General features: G+C 65.6%; 25 protein-coding genes and 1 riboswitch. Of the genes, 14 read left to right on the top strand and 11 right to left on the bottom strand.

Annotated features, from left to right (window positions below; genetic code table 11):
- Window positions 1-57 precede the first annotated feature (57 nt).
- From ASD22_RS13435 to ASD22_RS13415, 5 genes are all read left to right on the top strand, one after another.
- Window positions 58-705 carry an SCP2 sterol-binding domain-containing protein gene (locus tag ASD22_RS13435; RefSeq protein WP_056084597.1) on the top strand — a complete coding sequence of 216 codons (648 nt, stop codon included), beginning with the start codon at window positions 58-60 and terminating at the stop codon, window positions 703-705.
- Window positions 702-2,351: a ubiquinone biosynthesis regulatory protein kinase UbiB gene (gene ubiB, locus ASD22_RS13430; protein WP_056084594.1), complete on the top strand. Its 1,650-nt coding sequence runs from the start codon at window positions 702-704 to the stop codon at window positions 2,349-2,351. The genes ASD22_RS13435 and ubiB overlap by 4 nt, the downstream gene beginning before the upstream one ends.
- A 160-nt stretch (window positions 2,352-2,511) precedes the next feature.
- The gene (locus tag ASD22_RS13425) at window positions 2,512-3,231 is read left to right on the top strand and encodes a pseudouridine synthase (protein ID WP_056084591.1); all 720 of its coding nucleotides are present in this window, start codon (window positions 2,512-2,514) and stop codon (window positions 3,229-3,231) included.
- Between the two features lie 99 nt (window positions 3,232-3,330).
- Window positions 3,331-3,753, top strand: a complete 423-nt coding sequence (arfB, locus tag ASD22_RS13420) for an alternative ribosome rescue aminoacyl-tRNA hydrolase ArfB (RefSeq protein ID WP_056084588.1) — start codon at window positions 3,331-3,333, stop codon at window positions 3,751-3,753.
- Window positions 3,750-4,343, top strand: a complete 594-nt coding sequence (locus tag ASD22_RS13415; RefSeq protein WP_056084587.1) for a 1-acyl-sn-glycerol-3-phosphate acyltransferase — start codon at window positions 3,750-3,752, stop codon at window positions 4,341-4,343. The genes arfB and ASD22_RS13415 overlap by 4 nt, the downstream gene beginning before the upstream one ends.
- A gap of 6 nt (window positions 4,344-4,349) precedes the next feature.
- On the opposite strand, the gene ASD22_RS13410 is transcribed toward ASD22_RS13415, so the two are convergent.
- The 6 genes from ASD22_RS13410 to ASD22_RS13385 form a co-directional block, all read right to left on the bottom strand.
- Window positions 4,350-4,931: a hypothetical protein gene (locus ASD22_RS13410; protein ID WP_056084584.1), complete on the bottom strand. Its 582-nt coding sequence runs from the start codon at window positions 4,929-4,931 to the stop codon at window positions 4,350-4,352.
- Between the two features lie 19 nt (window positions 4,932-4,950).
- Entirely contained in the window at window positions 4,951-6,360 is a 1,410-nt protein-coding gene (locus tag ASD22_RS13405; RefSeq protein WP_082520275.1) for a DUF2235 domain-containing protein, read from the bottom strand.
- 13 nt (window positions 6,361-6,373) lie between these two features.
- Window positions 6,374-6,889: a hypothetical protein gene (locus ASD22_RS13400; RefSeq protein ID WP_056084580.1), complete on the bottom strand. Its 516-nt coding sequence runs from the start codon at window positions 6,887-6,889 to the stop codon at window positions 6,374-6,376.
- Between the two features lie 338 nt (window positions 6,890-7,227).
- Entirely contained in the window at window positions 7,228-9,018 is a 1,791-nt protein-coding gene (locus tag ASD22_RS13395; RefSeq protein WP_056084577.1) for a sodium:proton antiporter, read from the bottom strand.
- A 76-nt stretch (window positions 9,019-9,094) separates the two neighbouring features.
- Window positions 9,095-10,609: a YifB family Mg chelatase-like AAA ATPase gene (locus ASD22_RS13390; protein WP_056084574.1), complete on the bottom strand. Its 1,515-nt coding sequence runs from the start codon at window positions 10,607-10,609 to the stop codon at window positions 9,095-9,097.
- Window positions 10,610-10,740: 131 nt separating this feature from the next.
- A complete protein-coding gene (locus tag ASD22_RS13385) occupies window positions 10,741-11,001 on the bottom strand; it encodes an accessory factor UbiK family protein (protein ID WP_007081320.1) in 261 nt (86 codons plus the stop codon).
- A 181-nt stretch (window positions 11,002-11,182) separates the two neighbouring features.
- On the opposite strand from ASD22_RS13385, the gene glnK reads away from it, so the two are divergent.
- From glnK to ASD22_RS13365, 4 genes are all read left to right on the top strand, one after another.
- Window positions 11,183-11,521, top strand: coding sequence for a P-II family nitrogen regulator (gene glnK, locus ASD22_RS13380; RefSeq protein WP_056084571.1), 339 nt, complete (start codon window positions 11,183-11,185; stop codon window positions 11,519-11,521).
- Between the two features lie 125 nt (window positions 11,522-11,646).
- Window positions 11,647-11,861: riboswitch (cobalamin riboswitch) on the top strand.
- 148 nt (window positions 11,862-12,009) lie between these two features.
- Window positions 12,010-14,445: a ribonucleoside-diphosphate reductase subunit alpha gene (locus ASD22_RS13375; protein ID WP_056084568.1), complete on the top strand. Its 2,436-nt coding sequence runs from the start codon at window positions 12,010-12,012 to the stop codon at window positions 14,443-14,445.
- A 16-nt stretch (window positions 14,446-14,461) separates the two neighbouring features.
- A complete protein-coding gene (locus tag ASD22_RS13370; protein WP_056084566.1) occupies window positions 14,462-14,686 on the top strand; it encodes a hypothetical protein in 225 nt (74 codons plus the stop codon).
- Between the two features lie 138 nt (window positions 14,687-14,824).
- Window positions 14,825-15,841 (top strand): ribonucleotide-diphosphate reductase subunit beta, encoded by a 1,017-nt coding sequence (locus tag ASD22_RS13365; protein WP_056084564.1) that lies wholly within the window; start codon window positions 14,825-14,827, stop codon window positions 15,839-15,841.
- Window positions 15,842-15,993: 152 nt separating this feature from the next.
- Here ASD22_RS13365 and ASD22_RS13360 read toward each other — a convergent pair whose 3' ends face one another.
- Together ASD22_RS13360 and ASD22_RS13355 are read right to left on the bottom strand one after the other, a co-directional pair.
- Window positions 15,994-18,330 (bottom strand): S9 family peptidase, encoded by a 2,337-nt coding sequence (locus ASD22_RS13360; protein WP_056084561.1) that lies wholly within the window; start codon window positions 18,328-18,330, stop codon window positions 15,994-15,996.
- 305 nt (window positions 18,331-18,635) lie between these two features.
- Window positions 18,636-19,013 (bottom strand): hypothetical protein, encoded by a 378-nt coding sequence (locus tag ASD22_RS13355; protein WP_056084559.1) that lies wholly within the window; start codon window positions 19,011-19,013, stop codon window positions 18,636-18,638.
- Between the two features lie 15 nt (window positions 19,014-19,028).
- Here ASD22_RS13355 and ASD22_RS16795 point away from each other — a divergent pair, with 15 nt between their 5' ends.
- A complete protein-coding gene (locus ASD22_RS16795) occupies window positions 19,029-19,181 on the top strand; it encodes a hypothetical protein (protein WP_156458427.1) in 153 nt (50 codons plus the stop codon).
- Window positions 19,182-19,298: 117 nt separating this feature from the next.
- On the opposite strand, the gene ASD22_RS13350 is transcribed toward ASD22_RS16795, so the two are convergent.
- Window positions 19,299-20,198, bottom strand: coding sequence for a LysR family transcriptional regulator (locus ASD22_RS13350; RefSeq protein WP_056084556.1), 900 nt, complete (start codon window positions 20,196-20,198; stop codon window positions 19,299-19,301).
- 103 nt (window positions 20,199-20,301) lie between these two features.
- Here ASD22_RS13350 and ASD22_RS13345 point away from each other — a divergent pair, with 103 nt between their 5' ends.
- From ASD22_RS13345 to ASD22_RS13330, 4 genes are all read left to right on the top strand, one after another.
- Window positions 20,302-21,294 carry an aldo/keto reductase gene (locus ASD22_RS13345; RefSeq protein WP_056084553.1) on the top strand — a complete coding sequence of 331 codons (993 nt, stop codon included), beginning with the start codon at window positions 20,302-20,304 and terminating at the stop codon, window positions 21,292-21,294.
- Between the two features lie 128 nt (window positions 21,295-21,422).
- Window positions 21,423-22,832: a coniferyl aldehyde dehydrogenase gene (locus ASD22_RS13340; RefSeq protein ID WP_082520274.1), complete on the top strand. Its 1,410-nt coding sequence runs from the start codon at window positions 21,423-21,425 to the stop codon at window positions 22,830-22,832.
- A 55-nt stretch (window positions 22,833-22,887) separates the two neighbouring features.
- A complete protein-coding gene (gene queF / locus ASD22_RS13335) occupies window positions 22,888-23,712 on the top strand; it encodes an NADPH-dependent 7-cyano-7-deazaguanine reductase QueF (protein WP_056084549.1) in 825 nt (274 codons plus the stop codon).
- A complete protein-coding gene (locus ASD22_RS13330; protein WP_056084546.1) occupies window positions 23,709-24,275 on the top strand; it encodes a hypothetical protein in 567 nt (188 codons plus the stop codon). The genes queF and ASD22_RS13330 overlap by 4 nt, the downstream gene beginning before the upstream one ends.
- A gap of 10 nt (window positions 24,276-24,285) precedes the next feature.
- Here the strand turns inward: ASD22_RS13330 and ASD22_RS13325 are convergent, their stop codons facing one another.
- Window positions 24,286-24,855: a hypothetical protein gene (locus ASD22_RS13325; RefSeq protein ID WP_056084544.1), complete on the bottom strand. Its 570-nt coding sequence runs from the start codon at window positions 24,853-24,855 to the stop codon at window positions 24,286-24,288.
- Window positions 24,856-25,095: 240 nt separating this feature from the next.
- Window positions 25,096-25,479 carry an HU family DNA-binding protein gene (locus ASD22_RS13320; RefSeq protein WP_007081333.1) on the bottom strand — a complete coding sequence of 128 codons (384 nt, stop codon included), beginning with the start codon at window positions 25,477-25,479 and terminating at the stop codon, window positions 25,096-25,098.
- Window positions 25,480-25,725: the final 246 nt, after the last annotated feature.

The following is a 25,725-nucleotide window of genomic DNA, read 5'->3' as shown; positions in this document are numbered from 1 at the left end:
CCGTTCCCTATTCCCCATTCCCGGCGGCGCAAGCGCCGCCCCGCTACAATCGCCGGGATGAACTCCACGCCCAATACCTGGATGCCGCAGCCGCTGCGCAAGCTGGCCGGCCGCGCGCTGCAAACCTCGCTGAACCACACGTTGTCGCTGGATCCGGACACGCAGCAGAAGCTGGCCGCGTTGAACGGACGCCGCGTGCAACTGCATCTGCGTGGGCCGGAGCTGGCACTGGCGATCACCGTCGACGACGGAAAACTGCTGGTGGGCCCGCCACAAGACGACAGCCAGCTGCGCGTCGCCGCCACGCCGGGCAGCCTGCTGGCGATGCTGTTTCGCCGCGACGACGACGGCATCGCACCGGGCAAGGTGGAGATCGCCGGTGATGCCGAGCTGGCGCGCCGACTGGAGAAACTGGCCAGCAAGTTCGCGCCCGATTTCGAGGAGGCGTTTGCGCGCAGCTTCGGCGACGTACTCGGCGTACCGCTGGCCAAGGCCGTCCGCCGCGGCCTGAGCCACGCCCGCGAAAGTGCCGCGCATTTCACCGAGGACGGCGCCGACTGGCTGCGCGACGAAGCGCGCGTGGCGCTGGCGCCGGGCGAGGTGGAGGATTTCCTCGACGGCGTGGATCACCTCCGCGAGCGCAGCGAACGGATGGAGTCGCGCGTGCAGCGGCTCATCGCGCGCCTGCAGGGCAGCGCCGCATGACGCCGCTCAAGGTCGTGCCGCGGCTGCTGCGGGTGGCCTCGGTGCTGCTGGCGTATCGACTGGACGAGCTGGTCGACGCCACTCACCTGTACCGTCCGCTGAAACTGCTGCGCCCGTTGCTGGCGCGACCGCGTGCCAACGTGGCGCAGCTGTCGCGCGGCGAGCGGTTGCGGCTGGCGCTGACCGAGCTGGGCCCGATTTTCGTGAAGGCCGGTCAGGTGCTGTCCACCCGCCGCGATCTCGTCCCTGCCGATATCGCCGACGAACTGTCGCTGCTGCAGGATCGGGTGACACCGTTCCCCGGCGCCGAGGCGCGCGCCATCGTCGAGCAGCAATTGAACGCATCGACCGACCAGCTCTACGCGCACTTCGACGAAACACCGCTGGCCTCCGCCTCCATCGCCCAGGTGCACGCGGCTACCTTGCGCGATGGCCGCGAGGTGGTGGTGAAGGTGCTGCGCCCCGGCATCGACGCGCAGATCGCCCGCGACGTGAAACTGCTGCGCTCGCTGGGCGAACTGGCACAACGCTGGCATCCGAACGCCGACAAGATCCGGCCGCTGGACGTGGTGGCCGAAGTCGAGAAAATGCTGGAAAACGAGCTGGACCTGCAGCGCGAAGGCGCCAGCGCCAGCCTGCTGAAACGCAACTTCGCCAGCGGCGTGGACCTGTACGTGCCGAGCGTGCACTGGGAACTCACCGCCGCACGCGTGCTGACCCTGGAGCGGGTGAGCGGCGTCAGCAGCGACGACATCGCCGCCATCGATGCGGCCGGCATCGACCGCAAGGCACTGGCCGCCAAGGGCGTGCGGGTGTTCTACGAGCAGGTGTTCCGCGACAACTTTTTCCATGCCGATGCGCACCCCGGCAATATCTGGGTGGACACCGCACGCACCGGCGAGCCGCGTTTCATCGCGCTGGATTTCGGCATCATGGGCTCGCTGCCCGAGGCCGACCAATACTGGCTGGCGCAGAATTTCATCGCCCTGTTCGAACGCGACTACGCCCGCATCGCGCAACTGCACGTGGCCGCCGGCTGGATGCCCGCCACCTTGCGGCTGGATGAACTGGAGGCGGCGGTGCGCACCGTCTGCGAGCCATATTTCACCCGCCCGCTGTCGCAGATTTCGCTGGCCGAACTGGTGGTGAAACTGTTCCAGACCGCGCGCCGCTTCGAGCTGACCTTGCAGCCGCAACTGATCCTGCTGCAAAAAACCCTGCTCAACATCGAAGGCGTGGGCCGCATGCTCGATCCGGAGATCGACATCTGGGCGGTGGCGCATCCGGTGCTGAAACGCATCCTGCGCGAACGCTACAGCCCGTTGCGCACCCTGCGCGACGTGCGCAAGCGCCTGCCCGAATGGCTGCACCACGCACCGCAGTTTCCCGAACTGGTGCGCGACGCCCTGCGCCAGGCAGGCAGCGGCGAACAGCGGGTGGTGAGCGATCCATTGGCCCTCACCCTGTTGCGCGACAACGCCCGGCGCCAGCACAAGCTGCTGGTCTGCGGATTGTTGGGTGGCGCCTTGCTGATCGGCTCGGCGTTGTTGTGGACGCTGGCTCCACAGCACGGCCTCTGGCCGCCGCTGGGCGCCGGCGTGGCCGGCCTGTTGGCATTCGCGATGGGCTGGCCACGCTCGCGCTGAGCGCTAAACACCGCCTGCGGGAGCGGGTTGTGGGGGTGGGATTGTGGGAGCGACTTCAGTCGCGATGCTTCTGCTCTGATGCCCCAAAGCAAGAGCATCGCGACTGAAGTCGCTCCCACAGAAGTCGCTCCCACATCTTCAATTTTCCTGACGAATCGACATGCTTGAAATTCTCCATCAGGACGACGCGCTGATCGCGGTGAACAAGCCCGCGAACCTGGCCGTGCACCGTTCGAAGATGGTCGGCAATGCCGACACGTTTCTCATCGATGAATTGCGCGAGCAGATCGGCGACAGCGTGTACCTGGCGCACCGGCTCGACCGCGCCACCAGCGGCGTGCTGCTGGTGGCGCGCAACAAGGAGATCGCGGCTGCGCTGGGCGAGCAGTTCATGGGCCGCACGGTGCACAAGCAATACCTGGTTGTAGTGCGCGGCTGGCCGGAACCAGCCGAAGGCGTGATCGATTACCCGCTGCCCGGTTCACGCGAAACCGGCCCGCGACGCGAGGCACGCACGCGCTACCGCCAACTGGCCACGATCGAGGTACCGATCGCACTGGGTCGCTATCCGCAGCAACGCTACGCCTTCTTGTTGGCCGAACCGGAAAGCGGCCGCTTCCGCCAGATCCGCAAACACCTGGCGCATATCCATCACCCGGTCATCGGCGACTGCCAGCACGGACGCGGCGATCACAATCGCCTGTACAAGCAGTATTTCGGCTGCCATCGAATGCTGCTGCATGCGTGGCGGCTCGACTTCCATCACCCGCTGAGCGGCGCGCCGATGACGCTGGAAGCGCCGCTGGACGATGCGTTTGCATCGTTGCTGGCACGGTTCGAATGGGCGTTGCCACAGAATGCCCGCGTCTCCGGCCACTAGAACATTCCCGCGCCGCTCATCCCGAGCGTAGCCGCGCGGCGGCGGCGACCGGATCGAGCGCGCCTCGCTCCGCGCAACGCTTCCCCCTAAACTTGCCGCATGCTGACTGTCAGCCCCACCCTCTCGCTACCCGAATCCGAACTCGTCGAACGTTTCCTGCGTGCCGATGGTCCCGGCGGGCAGCATGTGAATCGCACCGAGAGCGCGGTGGAGTTGCGGTTCGACGTCATCAACTCGCCCTCGCTGCCGGACGACGTGCGCGAACGGCTGTTGGTGCGGCGCGACCGCCGGCTCACCGCCGAGGGCGTACTGGTAATCCAGGGTCGGCGTTTTCGCGACCAGGCGCGCAACCGCGACGACGTGCGTGAACGGCTGGCCGAGCTGATCCGCAGCGTGTTGCGGCCACCCAAGAAACGCGTGGCCACCCGCCCCACACGCGCCTCCAAAGAACGCCGTCTGGCTGGCAAACAGCAGCGCGGCAAGATCAAGCAGACGCGTTCGCGCGAATGGAGCTCCGAATGAACGCACCGATGTTGCCACCCACCCCGCCGCTGGCGCCACGCCTCAACAGCCGGTTCTGGCCATGGCTGGCGCGCGTCATCCTGCGCCTCAGCGGCTGGCGGTTGCTGGGCGAACTGCCGAACCTGCCCAGGCTGATCATCATCGGTGCGCCGCATTCGTCGTACTGGGATGGCGTGTGGGGGCTGGTGATGAAGGTGGCGCTGGGCGTGGACATCAGCATCATGATCAAGCGCGAAGTGCTGAACGGCCCCTTCGGCATCATCCTGCGACCGCTGGGCATGATCGGCATCGACCGCCGCGCCGCCGCCAACGTGCCCGCGCAGATGGTGCAGCGTTTCGCCGAACGCGAACGGATGTGGCTGGGCATCACGCCCGAGGGCACGCGCAAGCCGGTGCGGCGCTGGAAGCAGGGCTTCCTGCGCATCGCCCACGGCGCCAACGTGCCGATCCAGACCCTGTTCCTGGACTACCCCACGAAAACCTTCACGCTGGGCCCACTGGTGCACGCCAGCGGCGACGTGGACGTGGACATGCCCGCGATCCGCGCGTTGTTCAAGCCATACCGGGGCAAGCACCGCAATACGGAGTGAGCGGGCTCAGTCGTCCAGCAACACATACTGGCCGTCCTTGCCGAAGCGTGCCGGTTTCCTGCCGACTCGTGCGCACAGCGAATCGCCGCAACGGTTGATTGCGCCACGCTGCGTCGCCCGCAGGATGTCCTGACCGAAATGCAGTTGCGCCAGTTGCTGCGCGCTGCGGTGGATGGTCCACGCCGCCGAGCCCATGGCCAGCAGGGAGCCGAGCAGCAAGGCGACTGCCGCGTTCCAGACCAGGCTGCGCCGCGCGCTGGTCAATCCCCTGCGCTGTTCATCCATCGCCCGGACAGCCGCCTGGGCGCTGTTGGCACTTTGCTGCAACCGCTGCCGCAGCTCGTCCACGGCCTGTCCGGTGCCTTGGGCTACCGCTTGCTGTGCGTTGTTTCCGATCACCTGCAGTGCGCGCTCCGCGAACCGCTCGCCACCCGCATCCAAGCGGCTCACACCTTGCTCGAGCGCAGCGGTTGCCGCTTCGATCCGCTGCACGGTGTGCGCGTTGCGTGACTCCAGACGATCGGCAATCGCCATCAACCGGATCAATGCCTGCCGCACCGTCTCGACATCATCAGCGGAACTATCCATGGCCACGTCCTTGGCTGGTCTAACGACTGAATCCCTGTGCCTGCGGCAACATCTGCTGCGCGGCTTGTTGTTGCGCCAGCAATGACACGTCCCACGTCGCGTTCAGGCTGTCGGCCTGCTGCTGGAATTGCTGGCCGTCCGCCGTGCGCAGATAGGCATGCGCCGCCTCGTGCTGCGCCCGATCCCACACCGTGTTGTCCGGGTTCTGCGACGCCAGATACATGCGGTCGATCCATTGGTCGAGTTCGCTGCGCGTGGTGTCGTGCGGCGCCTGCAGCGCGCCCGGCACCGGGCCGTCGGGCATGGCTTGCCGCTCGAATTGCCGGTTCAACGTTTCATTGCGCGGCTCGGCGTTGTACGCATCGGGCACCCGTTTCATCGCATGCCTGGACACCTCCCGCTCGTTGTAGCCGTCCGGCTGGAGCCGGTCGATCTTGGGCCACAGGCGATACAGCAGCAAGCCTTCCTGCGAATGGTGGACCACGTTCAGACGCGGATCGTCGGGCTCCGAAGACTTGGCCAGAAACGGCGTGTCGCTCAGGCCGTTGAGGTAATCGATCGCAAGGTTGCCGGTGCGAGTCGACAAGCCGTCTCGGTGGTAACTGCCGCCGACATCCGAATGCGCGCCGGGCACGTAGATCCCGGCAAAGCGCCCGTCCGACGAGATGCCCGGATCGATGATGCGGTCGGACTTGAACAGGCCGCGGTGCTCGTCCATTGCGATGAACTGGATGCCGGATATCACCGACGGCGGCAGCCGCCGATCCATCGTCATCGCACTGCCGGTGCCCACCGGATCGAACATGGCCACCGCCTGCGCTACCTGATGTGGTGGCACCAATGGTGGCTTGGTGTATTCGACGTGCTTGATCTGGTGATGGGAATCGTAGGTGTAACGCGCGCCGGCGGGATCCTGAATGCCGCGCTCCTCGACCAATCGCGCAAACAGTGCTGCCTCTTCGCTACCTCGGCTGAAGCTGACACTGGCTACGCGGATATGTACGTCCGGATCTTCGCGCCGCCATTGCTTCGCGCGCTCAATGAATTGCTTGTACATCTCCTCGGCCCGCTCATCCACGGTGTTGCCGCGCATGTTGTCCAGCACAGGTGAGAAGAATCCATGTTGCTGAGTACCCGGCCCGGGAACATAGCCGAAACCAATCCTCGCATTGCCGGCTTGTTCCACCTGTCGAGCGATAAGCCCAACGTTGGTCGCATGCTCGGGATCGTGGATGGCGTCATTGCCGGTGCCATCCAGCGCAGCAATGAAGAGACGCTCATGCGGATGGTCCGCATGGATGAGGATCGGCTCCTCGAACGCGGCCAGTTGCGCCCGGCCCTCGGTGTAAATCGGCAAGCGCGGCGCAGCAGGATCGGCGCGTACTCCATCACCGAGGATGCCATCGGGGTCCATCCGGTCGTGCTCCATGACGGCGCTCCCTTCAGTATGTATGTGTCCAGGCCAGGATCACGTCGTCCCGGAAATCGCTGTCCTTGTTGCCCGGGATCTGCTCGGTCTTGGTGGCAATGAATGCCTTCATGTAGACGCTGATCGTGCGGTCGTTCACTTCGAGCAGAATGCCTGGCTCGCCTCCCCAGGAGCGATCGGGGATTTCGGCATCGGGCACGCTGTACAACGCACGTTCGTCCTTGAAGATGGCTCCGATATCCACCTTGGCGGTATGTGCCACACCGTCCAGCGACGTCCAGTTCACCTCGGCCGGCGGCGGAAAATTCCGGATGCCCAGATAGGAGGCGAACGGCCAGTGATCCCTGTAATCCGCCGAGGGCGGCGGCGGCGAAGGCCGTTCCTCCGCCTTGAAGTTGAAGTCGTTGTAGATCACGTGACAGCGGATGGTGTTGTAGCAGAACACCTGGAAATCGTGCTTCACGAAGCGCAACGGAAACATGGAGGAGCCCGATGTTTGCGCGCTGCTGGAATCGGACTGGGTCGACATGGCGGGGTAGCATCCTGTCATCAGCAACAGTGTGGCGGCGCAGAGGAAGGCGCGGAAGGAGGACGTTCGATCAGACATGAGCACTCCCTGCTGGGTCAATGGTGGCGTTGACGGTACGACGCGCATGCCGGCGCAATCCTCGAACGACAGAACGGACATGGCGGGATCTTCCTTGGCGGGACGCATCGATGCGTTATACCGGATACGGGTCCGGCGCGATGTCGGAGCGCGCCGTATTCTGCGAAGGCGAACCGTAGCCCGATCGTGGGCGTGAACGGGGCTAATGAGAGATGGTCACGCGTTCGATGGTTCGGACCGCCGTTCGCACCCGCTGCCGGTCACTCGCCTCTGTTGGGCGGCACCAGCGCGATCACGGTCCAGCCTGGCCGCGGCTCCAGCTCGCGCTTGGAGGAGGCCACCCGCAGCACACCCTTTTCCTCGACGCCGAACATCAGCACCGTATCGGAGCCGTATTGCTCGATGAAATGCGGCCAGTCGAAGGTGGCGGTGAGCCGGGTGGACTTCACGCGCCAGCCGTTGGCCAGCATCTCGCCGAAGCGGCCGTGGGTCATGTTCTCGTCGAACAGCGGCGGTGACAGCAAACCACCGGAGAACGCTGCGCGCTCGGTGCTTTCCTGCGGTGTCAGGTTGCGCAGGCGATAGACCTTGTCGCGCCCGAATTCCTGCCGGTAATACACACAGGCCAGCGAGTTGCGCTCGCGGTTGGTGCTCATGCCCAGCATGCGGCCGATGCCGGCAAGATCCAGATGGCGCTCCGCGTGTGGCGAGGCGGGGTTGCCGAAGAACGTGCTGAGCCCGTCCATGCGCGCCTGGCGGATGCCATCCCAGTCATCGTCGGCCAGCACGATACGGAAGCCAGCGTCCTTCAGTGACGTACCGATCGCGCGCGCCACGTGGTCGGAGCCGAAGATCAGCACGCCGCGCGGCTCCGGCTCGGCCACTTTCAGCCACAACGCCAATGGCCGCGCGGTGGCGCTTTGCAGCACCACCGTGCCAATGATCAGGGTGAACACCAGCGGCACCAGGGCGTCGGCGCCGGGCACGCCAAGCGCGTCCAGCCGCAGCGCGAACAACGCCGATACCGATGCCGCCACGATCCCGCGCGGCGCCACCCAGCTGATCAGCGCCCGCTCACGCCAGGTCAGGCTGCTGCCCATGCTGGACAGGGCCACCGTCACCGGTCGCACCAGCAATTGCGCGATGACGAACAGGGCGATGCCCGCACCCAGCATGCCATCGGGTAGCGGCCAATGCAGACGCGCCGCCAGCAGAATGAACAGCAGCGACACCAGCACCGTGGTGAGGCTTTCCTTGAAGTCGAGGATGTCGTCCATGTGCACGTTGCGCATGTTGCCCAGCGCGATGCCCATGATGGTGACCGCCAGCAGGCCGGATTCGTGGGTCAGCGCATTGGAGACGCTGAAGGCCAGCGGCACCGTCGCCAGCACGGCGTAATTCTGCAGGTACTCGGGAATCATCTGCCGCCGCAGCAGGAAGCCGATCACCATGGCGGCCAGCCCGCCGATCACCGCGCCGCAGAGAATCGTGGCCACGAAGATGCCCAGCGTGTGGCCCTCCTGCTGCGACACGATGGCCTCGTAGATCAGCACTGCGAACAGCGCGCCCAGCGGATCGATCACGATGCCTTCCCAGCGCAGCGTGTTGGCGATGCGCGCGTTCGGACGCAGCGTGCGCAGCATCGGCGCGATCACGGTGGGGCCGGTGACGCAGGCCAGCGCGCCGAACAGCAGCGCGATCGGCCAGCTCAGCCCCGCCACCAGATGCGCGGCCAGCGCCAGCAGCAGCAACGCGGCGACCGCGCCATAGCTGACCAGCCCGCGCACCGCATTGCCGATGCCCGGCAATTCGTTGAAACGCAGGGTGAGGCTGCCTTCGAACAGGATCAGCGCCACCGCCAGCGACACGATCGGGAACAGCAGGTCGCCCAGCAGCTTGTCGGGATTCAGCACGCCGGTGGCCGGCCCCAGGATGATGCCCGCAAGCAGCAGAAACAGGATCGCCGGCAGCCGCACCCGCCAGGCCAGCCATTGCGCCAGGAAGCCGATCATCAGCATGCCGGCGAGCATCAAGCCGAGCTCGATAGTCATCGCATTCCTTGGAAATATCAGGGCGCCATCGAACCATGCGCCGGCCGGCGCGTCCAGACAGCGGCAGATTGTCGCGCTAGCGGCCCGGGCTCTGGACCCGCCGATATTGCAGCGCCTCGGCCAGGTGCTCGCGTTCGAGCAGGGCGGTGCCACCGTCCAGATCGGCAATGGTGCGCGCCACCCGCAGCACGCGGTGATAGGCGCGGGCCGACAGGCCCAGGCGCTCCAGTGCGGTCTCGAACCAGCGCCGTTCCGGCGGCCCCAGCGCGCAATCACGCTCCAGCTCGCGCACGCTGATCTCCGCGTTGGGCCGACCCGCCCGCATCAGCGATTGCCGCCGCGCGGCCAGCACTCGCGCGCGCACCGTGGCGGAGTCCTCGTCATTCCCGGAACGCGGCCCGCCCAGATCAGCCAGTGGCACCTGCGGCACTTCAACGCAGAGGTCGATGCGATCGAGCAACGGCCCGGAAATGCGCGAGCGGTAGCGCTGGATCTGGTCTGGCGTGCAGTGACAGCGTTGCGTGGGGTCGCCCGCGTAGCCGCAAGGGCACGGGTTCATCGCACCCACCAGCTGAAACTGGGCGGGAAACATCGACTGGCGCGCGGCGCGCGAAATCAGGATCTGGCCCGACTCCATCGGCTCGCGCAGCACCTCCAGCACCTGCCGGCTGAACTCGGGCAGCTCGTCCAGAAACAGCACGCCGTTGTGCGCCAGCGAAATCTCGCCCGGCCGCGGATACGACCCGCCGCCCACCAGCGCCACCGCCGATGCGGTGTGATGCGGCGCCCGGAACGGCCGCCGGCGCCAGCGCGCCAGATCGATGACCTGCCCCGACACCGACGCCACCGCGCAGGTTTCCAGCGCCTCGGATTCGGACAGCGGCGGCATGATGCCCGGCAGGCGCTCGGCCAACATCGTCTTGCCGGTGCCCGGCGGGCCCATCAGCAACAGGTGATGGCCGCCCACGGCGGTGATTTCCAGCGCCCGACGCGCCTGCAATTGACCGCGCACGTCGCGGAGATCGGGGCCGTCATCGGCGCCACCGGTGCTGGGCGTGGCGACCGGTGCGGAAAGCTCTTCCGCCCCGCGCAGCCAGCTGCACACCTCGGCCAATGTACGCGCCACCCGCACATCCACATCCGGCACCAGCGCGGCTTCGGCGGAGTTTTCGTAAGGCACCAGCACCCGGCGACCACGCGCACGCGCGCGCAGCAGGGCCGGCAGCACACCCGAGACGCGGCGCAGCGCGCCGGTCAAGGCCAGCTCGCCCAGGAATTCGCAGTCATCCAGCTTGTCGCGCGGCACCTGTCCGCTGGCCGCAAGAATGCCCAGCGCGATCGCCAGGTCGAAGCGGCCGCCATCCTTGGGCAGCTCGGCTGGCGCCAGGTTCACCGTGACGCGGCGGCCGGGATATTCGAAGGCCGTGTTCTGGATCGCCACGCGTACGCGGTCACGGGCTTCGCGCACCGCGGCCTCGGGCAAACCCACGATATTGGTAGACGGCAAGCCACCGGAGAGATGCACCTCGACCATGACCTGCGGCGCGGCGATCCCTTCCTGGGCACGGCTGAGGGTAACGGCGAGGCTCATGCAGACACAGGTCGGCGCTGGGAACGATCGCTGACAGGCACGCCGGGCGACTCCATCCGTTGATAAATAACCGCCCCCGATCGTTCTCGGGGTGAGGTGACGGATCGGGGGCGGCTCCCGGGAGCTGGGTGTTACGGTGTCCCGCGGTGGGCGACGGCAGCCTCCAATTCGGCCACGCGTTGCTCGAGTTCGTCGATTTTCGCGCGTGTGCGCGCCAGAACCTGGGTCTGGACGTCGAATTCCTCGCGGGTGACCAGGTCGAGGCGGCGCAGTCCCTGCGCCAGAACATCCTGGAAGTTGGCTCGCAAATCCTGATGCGCCTGTGCCAGTCCTGGCGGTACCAACGACACAAGCCGCAGGGCAATCTGATCGATATCCTGCCTATCCATCATGGACAGCGCCTCGCACTCGTCGAGGTAAATATTAGGTGAACGGAATTCGGGTACGCCATCAGGATGCTCCGTCGGGATGTGTAGGGATTGTCCTACACGGTACCGGCAAGGCGACAGCGCCCGCGTGCGTAGGCAGAATGGGCGTCATGCACCGCGCGTGCCCCCATACCGAGGACATTCCATGAAGCTGGTCGTGGCCATCATCAAGCCGTTCAAGCTGGACGACGTGCGCGAGGCGCTGGCGGAAGTCGGCGTGCAAGGCGTCACCGTCACCGAGGTGAAGGGCTTCGGCCGCCAGAAAGGGCATACCGAGCTGTATCGCGGCGCCGAGTACGTGGTCGATTTCCTGCCCAAGATCAAGCTGGAGGTGGCGGTGACCGACGACCAGGTCGACCGCGTGCTGGAAGCCATCCAGCAGGCCGCCCGCACCGGCAAGATCGGCGACGGCAAGATCTTCGTCAGCCAGTTGGATCAGGTCACCCGCATCCGCACCGGCGAGATGGACCACGACGCGCTGTAAGCGGCTTGCGCAGGGCGAAACCCACGCGCGGACACCCGCTCACGTCACCCATGACGACACCTCCGCGCTGAAAACCCGGTTTTGGGGCACACACAAGCTATTGGGTTGACCACGCCAAACGTACCCGATATGTTGTGTGCGTCGGTGCCCGGCCGACCCAACATCGGTCGGGCTTAAAAGGGAATCCGGTGTAAATCCGGAACTGCCCCGCAGCGGTAAAGCGGAAACGAACACCTCCACATGCACTGGTCCTCTGCGGCCGGGAAGCGGGGGCAAGTAGGTGGATCGTCGTGATCCTCGTCCGCAAGTCCGAAGACCTGCCGGCACATCGGGGCGAACATGTCCCGGTGCGTAGTGACGGTTTCCGCGGGGAAACACGTCGTGGCGCGGGCCTTTGTCGGGGCCGCGTGCGGCTCCCCCGGGATCCATCGCTTCAGGCCCTGCGCGCGGGAGCAGGTGTTTGATGTCCATGCCGGAGCCACCTGCCCATGCAAGCCCTCGATACCGCCGAACGCGAGCGCGCCATCGCGCCCGCCGAACCCCCTGTCGCCCTCCCCGAAACCGCGCTCACCCTGACCCCGCCGCACAGCGCGGCGTCGATGCACGTCACCAAGCGCAACGGCGGCCAGGAAGCCGTCGACGTCAACAAGATCGTGCGCGCCGTGACGCGCAGCGCCGAAGGCCTGCACGGGGTCGATCCACTGCGCGTGGCGCTGAAGACCATCGGTGGCCTGTACGACGGCGCCACCACGCAGGAGCTGGACCAGCTGTCGATCCGCACCGCCGCCTCACTGACCGCCGAAGAACCCGAATACGGCCAGCTCGCCGCGCGCCTGCTCGGCGCCTACATCGACAAGGAGGTCAGCGGCCAGGAGATCCAGAGCTTCTCGCAGTCGATTGCGCGCGGCGCCGAGCTGGGCATCCTCAACGACCGCCTGCGCGATTTCGTAGCCACCAACGCACGCAAGTTGAACGACGCGATCGACCCGTTGGCCACGCGCCGCTTCGAGTATTTCGGCCTGCGCACCGTGTACGACCGCTACCTGCTGCGCCATCCGCAACTGCGGCTGGTGATCGAGACGCCGCAGCATTTCTTCATGCGCATCGCCTGCGCGCTGGGCGGCAACGAGATCGGCGAGACGCTGGAGCTGTACCGGCTGCTGTCGTCGCTGGAATACATCGCCAGCTCGCCCACCCTGTTCAACGCCGGCACCTGCCACGAGCAGCTCAGCTCCTGCTATTTGCTGGATTCGCCGGTCGATTCGCTGGAGTCGATCTACGACAAGTACGCCGATGTGGCGAAGCTGTCGAAGTTTGCCGGCGGCATCGGCCTGGCCTATTCGCGGGTGCGCTCGCGCGGCTCGCTGATCCGCGGTACCAACGGCCACTCCAACGGGTTGCTGCCTTGGCTGAAGACGCTGGACGCCTCGGTCGCCGCGGTGAACCAGGGCGGCAAGCGCAAGGGTGCGGCCTGTGTGTATCTGGAAACGTGGCACGCCGACATCGAGGATTTCCTGGAGCTGCGCGACAACACCGGCGACGACGCCCGCCGCGCGCACAACCTCAACATCGCCAACTGGATCCCCGACGAATTCATGCGCCGGGTCGAGAGCGACGGCAACTGGTCGCTGTTCGACCCGAAGGTGGTGCCGCACTTCGTCGACAGCTGGGGCGAGACATTCGACACCGCGTACGCCCAAGCCGAGGCCGATGGCCTCGCGGTGAAAACGGTGAAGGCACGCGAACTCTACGCGCGCATGATGCGCACGCTGGCACAAACCGGCAACGGCTGGATGACGTTCAAGGACCGCTGCAACGCCACCAGCAATCAGACGGCCAAACCCGGGAACGTGATCCACCTGTCCAACCTGTGCACCGAGATTCTCGAAGTCAGCTCGGTGGACGAGACGGCCGTGTGCAACCTGGGCTCGGTGAACCTGGCGCGCCACGTCGTCGATGGCGTGTTCGATTACGACCAGCTCGCCGCCACCGTGCGCACCGCGGTCCGTCAGCTCAATCGCGTGATCGACCTGAACTACTACCCGATCGCCACGGCGCGCACGGCGAACATGAAATGGCGGCCCGTCGGCCTCGGCGTAATGGGTTTGCAGGACGTGTTCTTCAAACTGCGCCTGCCGTTCGACTCGGCCGAAGCACTGGCACTGTCGACCCGCATCGCGGAGGAAATCTATTTCAATGCGCTGTCCCAGTCGTGCGAACTGGCCGAGGTAGAAGGCATGCATCCCGGCTTCGCCGAAAGCCGCGCCGCAAATGGCGAACTGCAATTCGACCATTGGCCGAACATCACCCCGCATAACATGGCGCGCTGGGACGCCCTGCGCGAAAAGATCAAGCAACACGGCCTGCGCAATTCGCTGCTGATTGCGATCGCGCCCACCGCCACCATTGCGTCCATCGCCGGCTGCTACGAATGCATCGAGCCGCAGGTCAGCAACCTGTTCAAGCGCGAGACGCTGTCCGGCGATTTCCTGCAGGTAAACCGCTACCTCGCCGACGAACTGAAAGCGCTGGGTCTGTGGACACCCGAGGTACGCGACGCAATCAAGCTGGCCGAGGGTTCGATCCAGAACATCAACGCCATCCCCGAACGCCTGCGCGCGATCTACCGCACCGTGTGGGAACTGCCGCAGAAAGCACTGATCGAACTGGCCGCCGCACGCGGCGCGTACATCGACCAAAGCCAGTCGCTGAACCTGTTCATGGAAAACCCGAACATCGGCCAGTTGAGCTCGATGTACATGTACGCGTGGAAGGCCGGCATCAAGACCACGTATTACCTGCGCTCACGACCGGCGACGAAGATCGCCAAGACCACGGTGTCGGCAGCACCTGACCAGGCTCAGGCGAACGCCGCGGTGTTTTGTTCACTGGAGAATCCGGAGTATTGCGAAGCCTGCCAATAGCGCATGAGGTGTCGCGATGAAGCGTTACCGGAATCTCGACGGAAAGTCCGGCGTCACCGCCTACGAGTGCGGTGACGGTTTCATCCGCGTCCGTTTCGTCAATGGCGATATTTACGAATACACCGACAAGGCCACCGGCCGCGAACACATTGCGAACATGCAAAAACTGGCGCAAGCCGGCCTGGGGCTTTCCACCTATGTCAGCCGCTTCGTGCACGACGACTACGCACGCAAGCTATAAGCCCCTCTCCCTTCGGGAGAGAGGTTGGGGAGCGCGTTCGGGCTTGCACGAACCTTGGCGCAACCCCGAACCCTCATCCGCCCCTTCGGGGCACCTTCTCCCAAGGGAGAAGGATTCAACATATGCCGAGGCACAACCATGACCCATCCGAACAACCACATCCTCGACCCGGGTTTCGAACTCACCCTGCGCCCGATGCGCTACCCCGGTTTCTACGAGATGTACCGCAACGCGATCAAGAACACCTGGACCGTCGAGGAAGTGGATTTCTCGATGGACACGCGGGATCTGGACACGAAGATGTCCGCTGCCGACCGCCATCTGATCCGGCGCCTGGTGGCGTTCTTCGCCACCGGCGACACCATCGTGTCGAACAACCTGGTGTTGAACCTGTACCAGCACATCAACGCGCCGGAAGCGCGCATGTATCTCTCCCGGCAGTTGTACGAGGAGGCGCTGCACGTGCAGTTTTACCTCACCCTGCTGGACACCTACATCCCCGATCCGGCCGAGCGCAACGCCGCGTTTGCGGCGATCGAGACGATCCCCTCGATCCGGCAGAAGGGCGCGTTCTGCTTCAAGTGGATCGACTCGATCCAGGGCCTGCGCCGGCTGGAGACGCGCGCGCATCGGCGCCAGTTTCTGCTCAACCTGATCTGCTTCGCCGCCTGCATCGAAGGGCTGTTCTTCTACGCCGCCTTCGCCTACGTCTACTACCTGCGTTCGCGCGGACTGCTGCACGGCCTGGCGGCCGGCACCAACTGGGTGTTCCGCGACGAGAGCTGCCACATGGCGTTCGCCTTCGACGTGGTACGCACCGTGCGCGAACAGGAGCCGGACCTGTTCGACGCGGACATGCGCGCCCAGGTCGAGCAGATGATGGAAGAGGCGATCGCCTGCGAAACCCAGTTCGCCGAGGACGTGCTGTCCGGCGGCGTGGCCGGAATGTCGGTGAAGGACATGCGTCAGTACCTCGAGTACTGCGCCGACCAGCGCTTCGCCCAGTTGGACATGCCGAAGAAATACGGCGCGAAGAACCCGTTCGACTTCATGGACCTGCAGGACGTGCAGGAGCTGGCCAACTTCTTCGAGCGCCGCGTCTCGGCGTATCAGGTCGGTGTGCAGGGCGAGGTGGCGTTCGATATGGCGTTTTAGAGCCGGGATTGGGGATTCGAGATTGGGGATTCGGAAAAGCGTCGCGCGGCAACACGTGCCTCATGGGCACCTCATGGCGACGCCCTTTGCTTACGGGATGAAAAAAGGCCGAGACTCCGGCCCGGCCTTTTTCATCGATCAGGCCCTGGCGCTCACTTCCACGGCCACGCCTTCAATTCGTACTCCCTCGGTGGCGTATTGCCGGCGAGGTACTGCACGAAATAGTCCCAGCGTCGGCGGGTGGCGTACGGGGTGGATTCGGCGTAGCCATGGCGGGCGTTGGGGATCATCAGCAGATCGAAATCCTTGTTCGCCTTGATCAGCGCATCGACCACCAGCAAGGTGTTGGATGGCGGCACGTTGTCGTCCATGGTGCCGTGCACCAGCATCAGGCGGCCCTTGAGATTCTTCGCGAAGCTCTGGTTGGCCTGGGCGTCGTAGTTGGTCTTGCCGTCCTTGTCGGTGATCAGCAGGCCCTGCCATTTCTCGGCCCAGTCGTCCTCGTAATTACGGTTGTCGTGGTTGCCGCTTTCGGCCCAGCCGACCTTGAAGAAATCGGGGTAATGGAACATCGCGCCGGCGGTGGCATTGCCGCCACCGGAGTGGCCCCAGATGCCCACGCGGTCGAGGTCGATCCACGGATATTTCTCGCCCAGTTGCTTCAGGCCGGTGACCTGGTCGGGCAGCGTGTTGTCCTCGACATGCTCGAAATACGCATCGTGGAACGCCTTGGAGCGCCATGGCGTACCCATGCCGTCGATCGCCACCACAATGAAGCCCAGCTCGGCCATGGACTGATGATCGCTGCGCGCGGATGAAAAGCTGCGGCCGCGCACCGAGCCGGTCTGCGGGCCGGGATAGATGTAGTCGATGATCGGATATTTCTTCGACGCATCGAAGTTCGTCGGCTTGAACATCATGCCGTACAGGTCGGTCTTGCCGTCGCGCGCCTTCACCGTGAACGGAACCGGCGGCACCCAACCGGCAGCCTTCAGGCGCGAGATGTCGGCGGTGGCGATGGGCGCCACGGTACGACCATCCACCGTGCTTCGCAGGGCGGTGATTGGCGGCACGGCGGGGGTGGACCAGGCATCGACAAACAGACGTCCATCCGGCGACAGCGTCACCGTGTGGTCGGCCGCCTCCGGGGTCAACAACACGGGCTTGCCGCCATCCAGGCTGACCTTGAAGAACTGCTGGTAATACGGGTTCACGCCCGCCGTGCGGCCCACGCCGCGAAACCACACGGTGCGGGTTTTCGGATCGAGCTTGAGCACCTCGGTGACATTGCCCTCGCCGGTGGTGATCGCGTGCTTGAGCTTGCCGTCGGTGAGGTCGTAGAGATACAGGTTGCCCCAGTTGTTGCGCTCGCTGAACCAGATCGCCTCGTTTGTCTCCGGCAGGTAGCGCCAGTTCACCGCGCCGTTGCCGCTCTCGTAATACGTGGGCACCTTTTCCTCGAACACGGTGCGCACCTTGCCGGTGCGCGCGTCGGCGATGCGGAACCACTCGTGCTTGTGGTCGCGCGAGGTGGAGACGAAGGCCAGGGTCTTGCCGTCGGGCGCCCATTTCACGTCGTCCCAGCCGCCGTCGGGGCCGCAGCTGACGTCGTCGCACAGGGTGGAGCGGTGCTGGTCCGGCGGCATCTGCAAACGCGTGATCTTTTTCGCGGCGACGTCGATGATCACGCGCTCGATCATCGTCACGTCCTTGTCGCCCACCAGCGGATATTTCCACTTCTCCAGTTCGGGATGGCCGACCCTGGTCTTGATCAGGTACATGTCGCCGGTCTTGCGCTGATCCTGCTGGAAGGTGGCGATCTGCTTCGAATCGGGCGACCACTCGACGATGGCTTTGTCAGTGTGTTTCCAGCCGGCGTTGTCGGTGGCGTAGCCGAAGTCCTCCACGCCGTCGGTGGTGAGCTGGGTCTCTTCGCCGGTGGCGACGTCGCGCAGCCACAGGTTCCAGTCGCGGATGAACGCTTCGCTCTTCTTGTCTGGCGACAGCGCGCCCGGCTCGTCACCGGTTCTCACCAACGTGGCGCGATCGACGCAGCTGGCCGTGGCGGCGGTCAGGTCGCACACGTAATGCTTCTTGCGCACCACGATGTCGATGCGGCCGTCCGTCCTCGCCTCGTAGCCGGTCACCGGCAGCTTCTTCGCATCGACCGGCTTGCCGCCGGCGTCGCTCAGTGCAGTGGCCAGTTTTGCCTGGTCGAACAAGGGCACGGTCTTGCCGCTGGCCGCATCCATCCGCACGAAATGATCGCCCTTGGCGTCGTGGTCCACGTACCAGAAGTGAGCGTCGTCCAGCCAATGGACCTCGGTCACCGCGTGATCGACCAGCGGCACGGTGTTGTAGCTCATGAACCGCTCCGCCTGCGCGTAGTCGCTCGCGCCCAGCGTGCGCCCCTGCGCGGCAACGCCGCCCGACAACAACCCCATCACCACCGCGCCAAGCAGGCGTGGCTTGCCGATCATCGAATGCATGCATTCCTCCACAGACGGATGGCATGCGCGCCACGATCCGCGCGCACACCTGACCGCAGGATGCTAGCGCATTGCCCACCGGTGCCCCCCGTGCCAAAGGTCCATCCGTCAAACGCGGCGGTGCTCCGGGGAACGTCGAAGTCAGCGGTCCGCCTTGCGCGAATGCTTACCTGCACCGGCCGCCGCTGAACGCACCTGCCGCCCCGGTGGCGGTCCGGCGGGAAAAACGGTGCGCCTTGCGCGCCGGCTTCAACCCGCCGGGCCGTTTGCTGCCCGGACGGCCCGGGCAGTGACGCAGCGGGCTGTCACTGGATGTAACCGGATTCCTGGGTATCGACCTTGATCCGGATGAGTTTCATGGAACCGATGTTGCCCATGCCACCGTTGGAGAAGGTCAGCACACCCTCACCCTTGTAGTGGTACTCGGTGCGCGAGTTGTCGCCACCGAAGTGGAAGGGAATCCAGGCTTTTCCGGTCATGTACACCTTCTGGTCGGTCGGCGGACCGATCAAGTCCATGATCTGCTTCGAATGCATGCCCACCTGGATCTTGGCGAACTTGCTGCCCGGTGCCGGCGTTCCGATGACATCGGCGGCCTTCGGCGCACCGGCGCAAAAGCCCGCCGGAGCATAGCTGGCGAACAGCGCCAGCGACGACATGAATACGATCGACTTGATACTCATTGATTTGCTTCCTCCATGAATGGTGGCGGCCACAGCGACGAAACGGGTACGGACCAGGGCGACCTTGCACCGCCAAAACGGAACACCCGGGCGCAGGCCGACTTCGGTCTTGCTGCAGATGAAAAGATTGCGCCGGGTTGGATTGGCGGCGAAATCCTCGATGGATGATGGACAGGTGCACGGGGCGCAACAATCGGCGAACCCGCAGCGAAACGTAGGGGTTTTCCGAGCCTCGCGCCGTGGTGGTCCAGATACGTCTGCAGGCCCGGATGGACGACAAGACTCTCAGCACTGCGCGGCGGTCAGCTCCACCAGCCAGTCGATGAAGACTCGCAGGCGCGCCGGCATCTGCCGCTGCTGTGGATACAACACGGTGATGGGCAGCGATGGCGGCGGATACGCGGGCAGGATCTCGCGAAGCCGGCCCGTCTTGAACCCCTCCGCGATGCGTTGGCGCGTCATCTGGGCGATGCCCAGGCCCGCTTCGCAGCAGCCGCGATAGGCATCCATGCCGCTGACGCTGACACAACCGGGCAGCGTGACCTCGCGACGGCGTCGGCCGACCATGAACTCCAGCGGCTCGGCGCGGCGGGTGTTGGGCGAAACCCAGTTCACCGCGACATGCCCATCCTGCAGCGCGGCCAGTGACTCGGGCAGGCCGTGCCGGCGCACGTAACCGGCGCTGGCCACGGTGGCCTGCTGCAGCATCCCCACCCGTCGGCCGACCATGCCCGAATCACCCAGATGGCCGATGCGCAGCACGCAATCCACGCCTTCGCGCACCAGATCCACGAAGCGGTCGCCGGTGCCGATGTCCAGCTCGATCTGCGGGTAGCGTGCGAAGAACGTGGGCAAAGCGGGGATCACCAGCAACCACCCCAGCGAGGCGGGGAGATCGATCCGCAACCGACCCTTGGGCTGTATCGCGGCCTCGCGAAAATCCGCCTCGACCTCGTCCATGTCGGCCAGTAGGCGTCGGCAGTGTCCGTAATAGGTTTCGCCGTCGCGGGTGGTGCGCACGCTGCGGGTGGTGCGCTGGAGCAGCTGCGCGCCGAGGCGCGTCTCCAGCCGCTTGATCGCGTGGGTGACGGTGGCGCGCGGCAGGTTGAGGTCATCCGCCGCGGCGGTGAAGCTGCCCAGTTCCACGATGCGCGTATACAGCCGCATGGCTTCGAGACGGTCCATGGCGATTGTTGGTTGTTTTGGAATGGTGATGTCCATTATTGACCATTTATCCGGCCAACGGGGCGGCGCATCATGCGTCCACCTTCCACCACGGAGCCCCGCCATGCAGACCCGCACCCTCGGCCGCAACGGCCCGCAAGTTTCCGCCCTCGGCCTCGGCTGCATGGGCATGAGCGCGTTCTATGGCGCGCATGACGACGCCGAATCGATCGCCACCATCCACCACGCGCTGGAGCGCGGCTTCAACCTGCTCGACACCGCCGACATGTACGGCCCGCACACCAACGAGGTGCTGGTGGGCAGGGCGATCAAGGGTCGCCGCGAGCAGGCTTTCGTCGCCACCAAGTTCGGCATCGTGCTCGACCCGGGCAACCCGCAGGCACGCGGTATCGACGGCCGGCCCGAGTACGTGCGCGCCGCCTGCGACGCCAGCCTGAAGCGGCTGGGCATCGACACCATCGATCTGTATTACCAGCACCGCGTCGACCCGAGCGTGCCGATCGAGGACACCGTGGGCGCGATGGCCGAGCTGGTGACCGCGGGCAAGGTGCGTTACCTGGGCATGAGCGAAGCGTCCGGCGCGACATTGGAGCGTGCCTGCAAGGTGCATCCGATTGCCGCGCTGCAAAGCGAGTTCTCGCTGTGGACGCGCGACCCGCAGGAAAACGGCATGCTCGCCGCCTGTCGCAAGCTCGGCGTCAGCCTGGTGGCCTATTCGCCGCTGGGCCGCGGCTTTCTCACCGGCGCGATCCGCACCCCCGACGATTTCGAGGCCAACGACTACCGCCGCAACAGTCCGCGTTTCATGGGCGACAACTTCGACCGCAACCTGCAGGCGGTCGAGAAGGTGAAGGCACTGGCCGCCGACAAGGGTTGCTCGCCGGCGCAGCTGGCGCTGGCCTGGGTGCTGGCGCAGGGCGACGACGTGCTGGCGATTCCCGGCACCCGCAAACGCAGCCGGCTGGACGAGAACCTGGGCGCGCTGCAGGTGCAGCTGCGCGCCGACGAACTGGCCGCGATCGACGCGGTGTTCTCGCCCGGAGCGGTGGCCGGCCGGCGTTACACCGACGCGGGCATGCACATGGTCAACGTCTGACACTCCGCGGCGGGGCGACGAATCACCCGGTTCGCGACGATGGCGTGATAGAAAGGAGGCGAACATTCGCGGCGCGGGCGTCATCGAAACGCCGCGCCGCGAATGGCCACCAGCACTGCGGAAATGCCTTGACCGATCCCGTCGCATTGAACGAAACGCTGCAGCGCATGCGTCACGCGCAAAGCGGCAATCCCCTGCCGGCATGGTCGGTGCGGGCGGGCCGGCTGCGCGCGCTGCGGACGCTGCTGCGCGACCATCGCGCGGAGCTGGCGGCCGCCATCGACGCCGATTTCGGCCGCCGGCCGACGCAGGAAACCGACCTGCTGGAGCTGTTCCCCAGCCTCTCGGCGATCAGCCATGCGCTGCGCCACGGGCGGCGCTGGATGACACCACGACGACGCCTGGCCGGCGCGCTGTTTCTGCCCGCGCGCATCGAACTGCGACCACAGCCGCGGGGCGTGGTGGGCATCATCGTGCCGTGGAACTACCCGCTGTACCTGGCGGTGGGGCCGCTGGTCGACGCGCTGGCCGCGGGCAACCGCGTGATGTTGAAGATGAGCGAATTCACCCCGCGCTTCTCGGCCCTGTTCGCCGCGTTGGTGGCGCGGCATTTCCATGCCGACGACGTGGTTGTGGTCACCGGCGCGGCTGACGTGGCGCAGGCGTTTTCCGCGCTGCCGTTCGACCACCTGCTGTTCACCGGCTCGACCGCGGTCGGGCATCAGGTGATGCGCACGGCGGCGGCCAACCTCACCCCGGTGACGCTGGAGCTGGGCGGAAAATCACCGGCGATCATCGGCCCGGGCGCGCGCTTCGAGCACGCGGTGGAACGCATCGTGTTCGGCAAGCTGGTCAATGCCGGGCAGACCTGCATCGCGCCGGATTACGTGTTGTTGCCGCGCGATCGCATGGACGACTTCGTGGACGAGGCACGGCGCGTGATGGCGCGGATGTATCCGCAACTGGCGCAGAACGGGCAGTACGCCAGCATCGCGTCCGACCGCCAGTACCAACGACTGACCGCCCTGCTCGATGATGCCCGCGGCCGTGGTGCCCACGTGCATCCGCTGGGCGACGCCGCGGCGGATGCCACGCACCGGCTGCTGCCGCCGCTACTGCTCAGCCGGGTCGACGACAGCATGGCGGTGATGCGCGAGGAGATCTTCGGCCCGCTGCTGCCGCTGCTGCCCTACGACACCATCGACCAGGCCATCGCCAGTGTGGCGGCGCGCCCGCATCCGCTGGCGCTATACCTGTTCGAGAGCGACAAGGCGCTGATCGAGCGCGTGCTGTCGCGCACGACCGCCGGCGGCGTTTCGGTCAACGACACGCTGTACCACATCGCCCAGCACGGCTTGCCATTTGGCGGCGTGGGCGCATCGGGCATGGGTGGTTATCACGGCGAAGCGGGTTTCCGCACGTTCTCGCACCTGAAGCCGGTTTTTCACCAGGCGCGGTTCAACGGTGCCGGCTTGTTCAATCCGCCCTATGGCGAACAGTTCCGGCGCCTGCTCGACCTGCTGCTGCGACGCGGCTGAACCGCAGCCACGGGGCGACGAGACACCTGCGTCGCGTATCAATAGACTTCCCGGCATGAATTCTCCCGAACACTCCCCGCTGGGCAAGGAAACGCCGTACGCCGACCGCTACGACCCCGCGCTGCTGTTTCCCATCCCGCGCGACAGCAACCGGGCGGAGTTGGGCCTGGCCGAACCCCTGCCGTTCCACGGCGTGGATATCTGGAACGCGTACGAATTGTCGTGGCTGGACCCGCGCGGCAAACCGGTGGTTGCGCTGGCCGAATTCCGTGTGCCGGCGACGTCGCCGCAGCTGATCGAATCGAAATCCTTCAAGCTGTACTTGAACGGTTTCGCCGGCGAGCGCATCGCCGACGCGGCCACCCTCACCCGCACGCTGGTGCGTGACCTCTCGTCCGCCGCCGGCGCGGTCGTCGGCGTGCAGCTGGGCGACGCCCGCGCGGCGGTCTACCCGGTCAACGATATGGACGGCCATTTGCTGGACGACCAGGCCATCGATATCGACGATTACGGTCCGCCGAACGCCGATTTCCTGCATGCCGACCGCAGCGCCACGCCGGTGGCCGAGGCACTGGTCTCGCATTTGCTGCGCTCGAACTGCCCGGTGACGGGCCAGCCGGACTGGGGCAGCGTGCAGATCGCCTACCGCGGCGCGCCGATCGACCACGCGGGGTTGTTGCGTTACCTGGTGTCGTTCCGCAATCACAACGAGTTCCACGAGCATTGCGTGGAGCGCATCTTCGTCGACCTCAGCCGGCGCTGCGAACCGCAGCAACTGAGCGTGTACGCGCGCTACACGCGACGCGGCGGGCTGGATATCAACCCGTTCCGCAGCAACACGCCGGTCACTCCACCCAACCTGCGGACGGTGCGGCAATGAAGAACGATCGGGCTCGTTTCCGGGCGGCAACCATCGCATGCCAGGCACTGTGGCTGCTGGCACTGGGCGGCTGCGGCAAACCCGACACGCCGCCAGCCGCGCCGGTACCGGCACCTGCCCGCACGGTGCAAGCACCCGCCAGCGTGGCGCGGGTGGTTCCCGCGCCGGTGTCCTCCACGGCGGCGACGCCCGCACCGGCGGCAAGCGTCGCCGGTGCCGCGGCGATCAAGGTGATGCAGCTCACGCTGGGTACGAGCGTCGATGACGCCCACAAGATCACCGCGCCGGGTACGCGCTTCGCGCCGGACGCGAAAACGCTGTATGCCAGTGTGGATACGCGTGGCCAGACCGCCAAGTCCACGCTCAACGCGCGCTGGCGCTATCTGGAGGGCGACGGCCAGTTGATCAGCAGCATCAGCCAGTCGATCGCCGCCGACGGCCCGGCCACCACCACGTTCACGCTGCACAATCCCGATCTGTGGCCCGAGGGGAAATACCGGATCGAGATCTTCCTCGACGGTGCGCCGGTGATCCAACGCGATTTCGAGATCGCCAAACCCTGACCGCGCCGGGTCAGCCGGCCCGTCCGCCGTTCTCCCGCGTCACCGAGCCACCGAGATAGCGGTATTGATCGGGCGGCAGGTACAGCGGAAACAGGGTCGACTCCTCCTGTCGCAACAGCCGGCCCAGCAGGCTTGCCGCGCGCGCCACATCGGGTACGAAACGGCGGCGGCAGGTGGCATCCCACGGGGCGCCGAGATATTCCACCAGGATCGCCTCGATGCGCAGCACGTGGCGCCGCACGTCGGCCTGCACTTCGCTGAAGTGGACCATCGCCATCGTGTCGTGCTCGAGCGCACAACGCAGGTACGGATAAAACTGCACGTCCTTGATCAGCGCCGTTCGCCGGAAACCATCGGCGAAATCCTGCAGGCAGGCAATCTGCGTGCTTTCGTCCGACGTACGGCAGGCATCGAGCAGGGCGCGCATCAGCCCCCTTGCGGTCGCCGCATCCAGCTTCAGTTCGGCAACGAGGCGCTGTCGGTAGCGGACCGGAAACAGCGAGCCGCCGTCACCGGAGCTGGCCGTGGTTTGGCCCTCCGGAACCGGCGTTCGTTCAAGCATGCCGCGCAGCAAACGCATCGAAGCCCCCGTCCCTGAACCCCGGCCACGCCATCGCGTCGGCGCCGGGTCAAGTCCGAGTCTAGATTAATTTCGGAGTGATTCGACGAAATTGTGCGCTACCGCACGGAAATTCTTGCGCGCACATGTTTGAAACGATGCGCCATGAGGGAGGTTGTTTGCCTCCGAATCGTTTCCCCCACGACGGGAGGAACGAATCGGATGCGGCGGCATCACGCACGCCGCATCCAGGGTCCGACGTCAGGCAGCGGCGTCTTTCAGCTTCTTCAGCGGACGCACCTTGATCTTGACCGAGGCAGGCTTGGCGGCAAACACCTGCTCCTGCTTGGTGAACGGGTTGATGCCCTTGCGCTTCGGCTTGGCCGGCACCTTGACGGCGGTGACCTTCAGCAGGCCCGGCAAGGTGAACTCGCCAGCACCCTTCTTGTTGACGGAGGCGGTGACGGCGCCTTCCAGCGCAGCCAGCACAGCGCGCACATCTTTCGCAGCCACGCCGCTGCTCTCGACCAGGTGCGCGAGCAGCCCGGACTTGTTCAACGGTTCCTTGATCGGTTTCGGAGCAGCGGCAGGTTTGGCCACTGCTTTGGGTGCTGCGCCCTTCGTCTTGTTCGTCGTCTTGGCCATGGATTAATTCCGTGTATTCGATGATGGATGGTGGGTTTGCCGCGAAAACCCCTCTCGGCAATGTGGAATGTAGGGCAAGCGTGTTGGCTCGCCAAGTCATGATGCAGCTACAAAAGCGCTTACATGTCGCATCCCGGCGACAAGAACACCCCCGGCGAGGTCTTTCACGTCGATGTTCCCGTACCGGCGCGGGCGTGTTTTACTGCATGCCGCAGGCGAGGACAGGTGGATTCCAGGGGCGACTTT

This window comes from Rhodanobacter sp. Root480 (genome assembly GCF_001426645.1).
Lineage (GTDB): Bacteria > Pseudomonadota > Gammaproteobacteria > Xanthomonadales > Rhodanobacteraceae > Rhodanobacter > Rhodanobacter ginsenosidimutans.
This window is presented reverse-complemented; position numbering and strand designations above follow the sequence as displayed.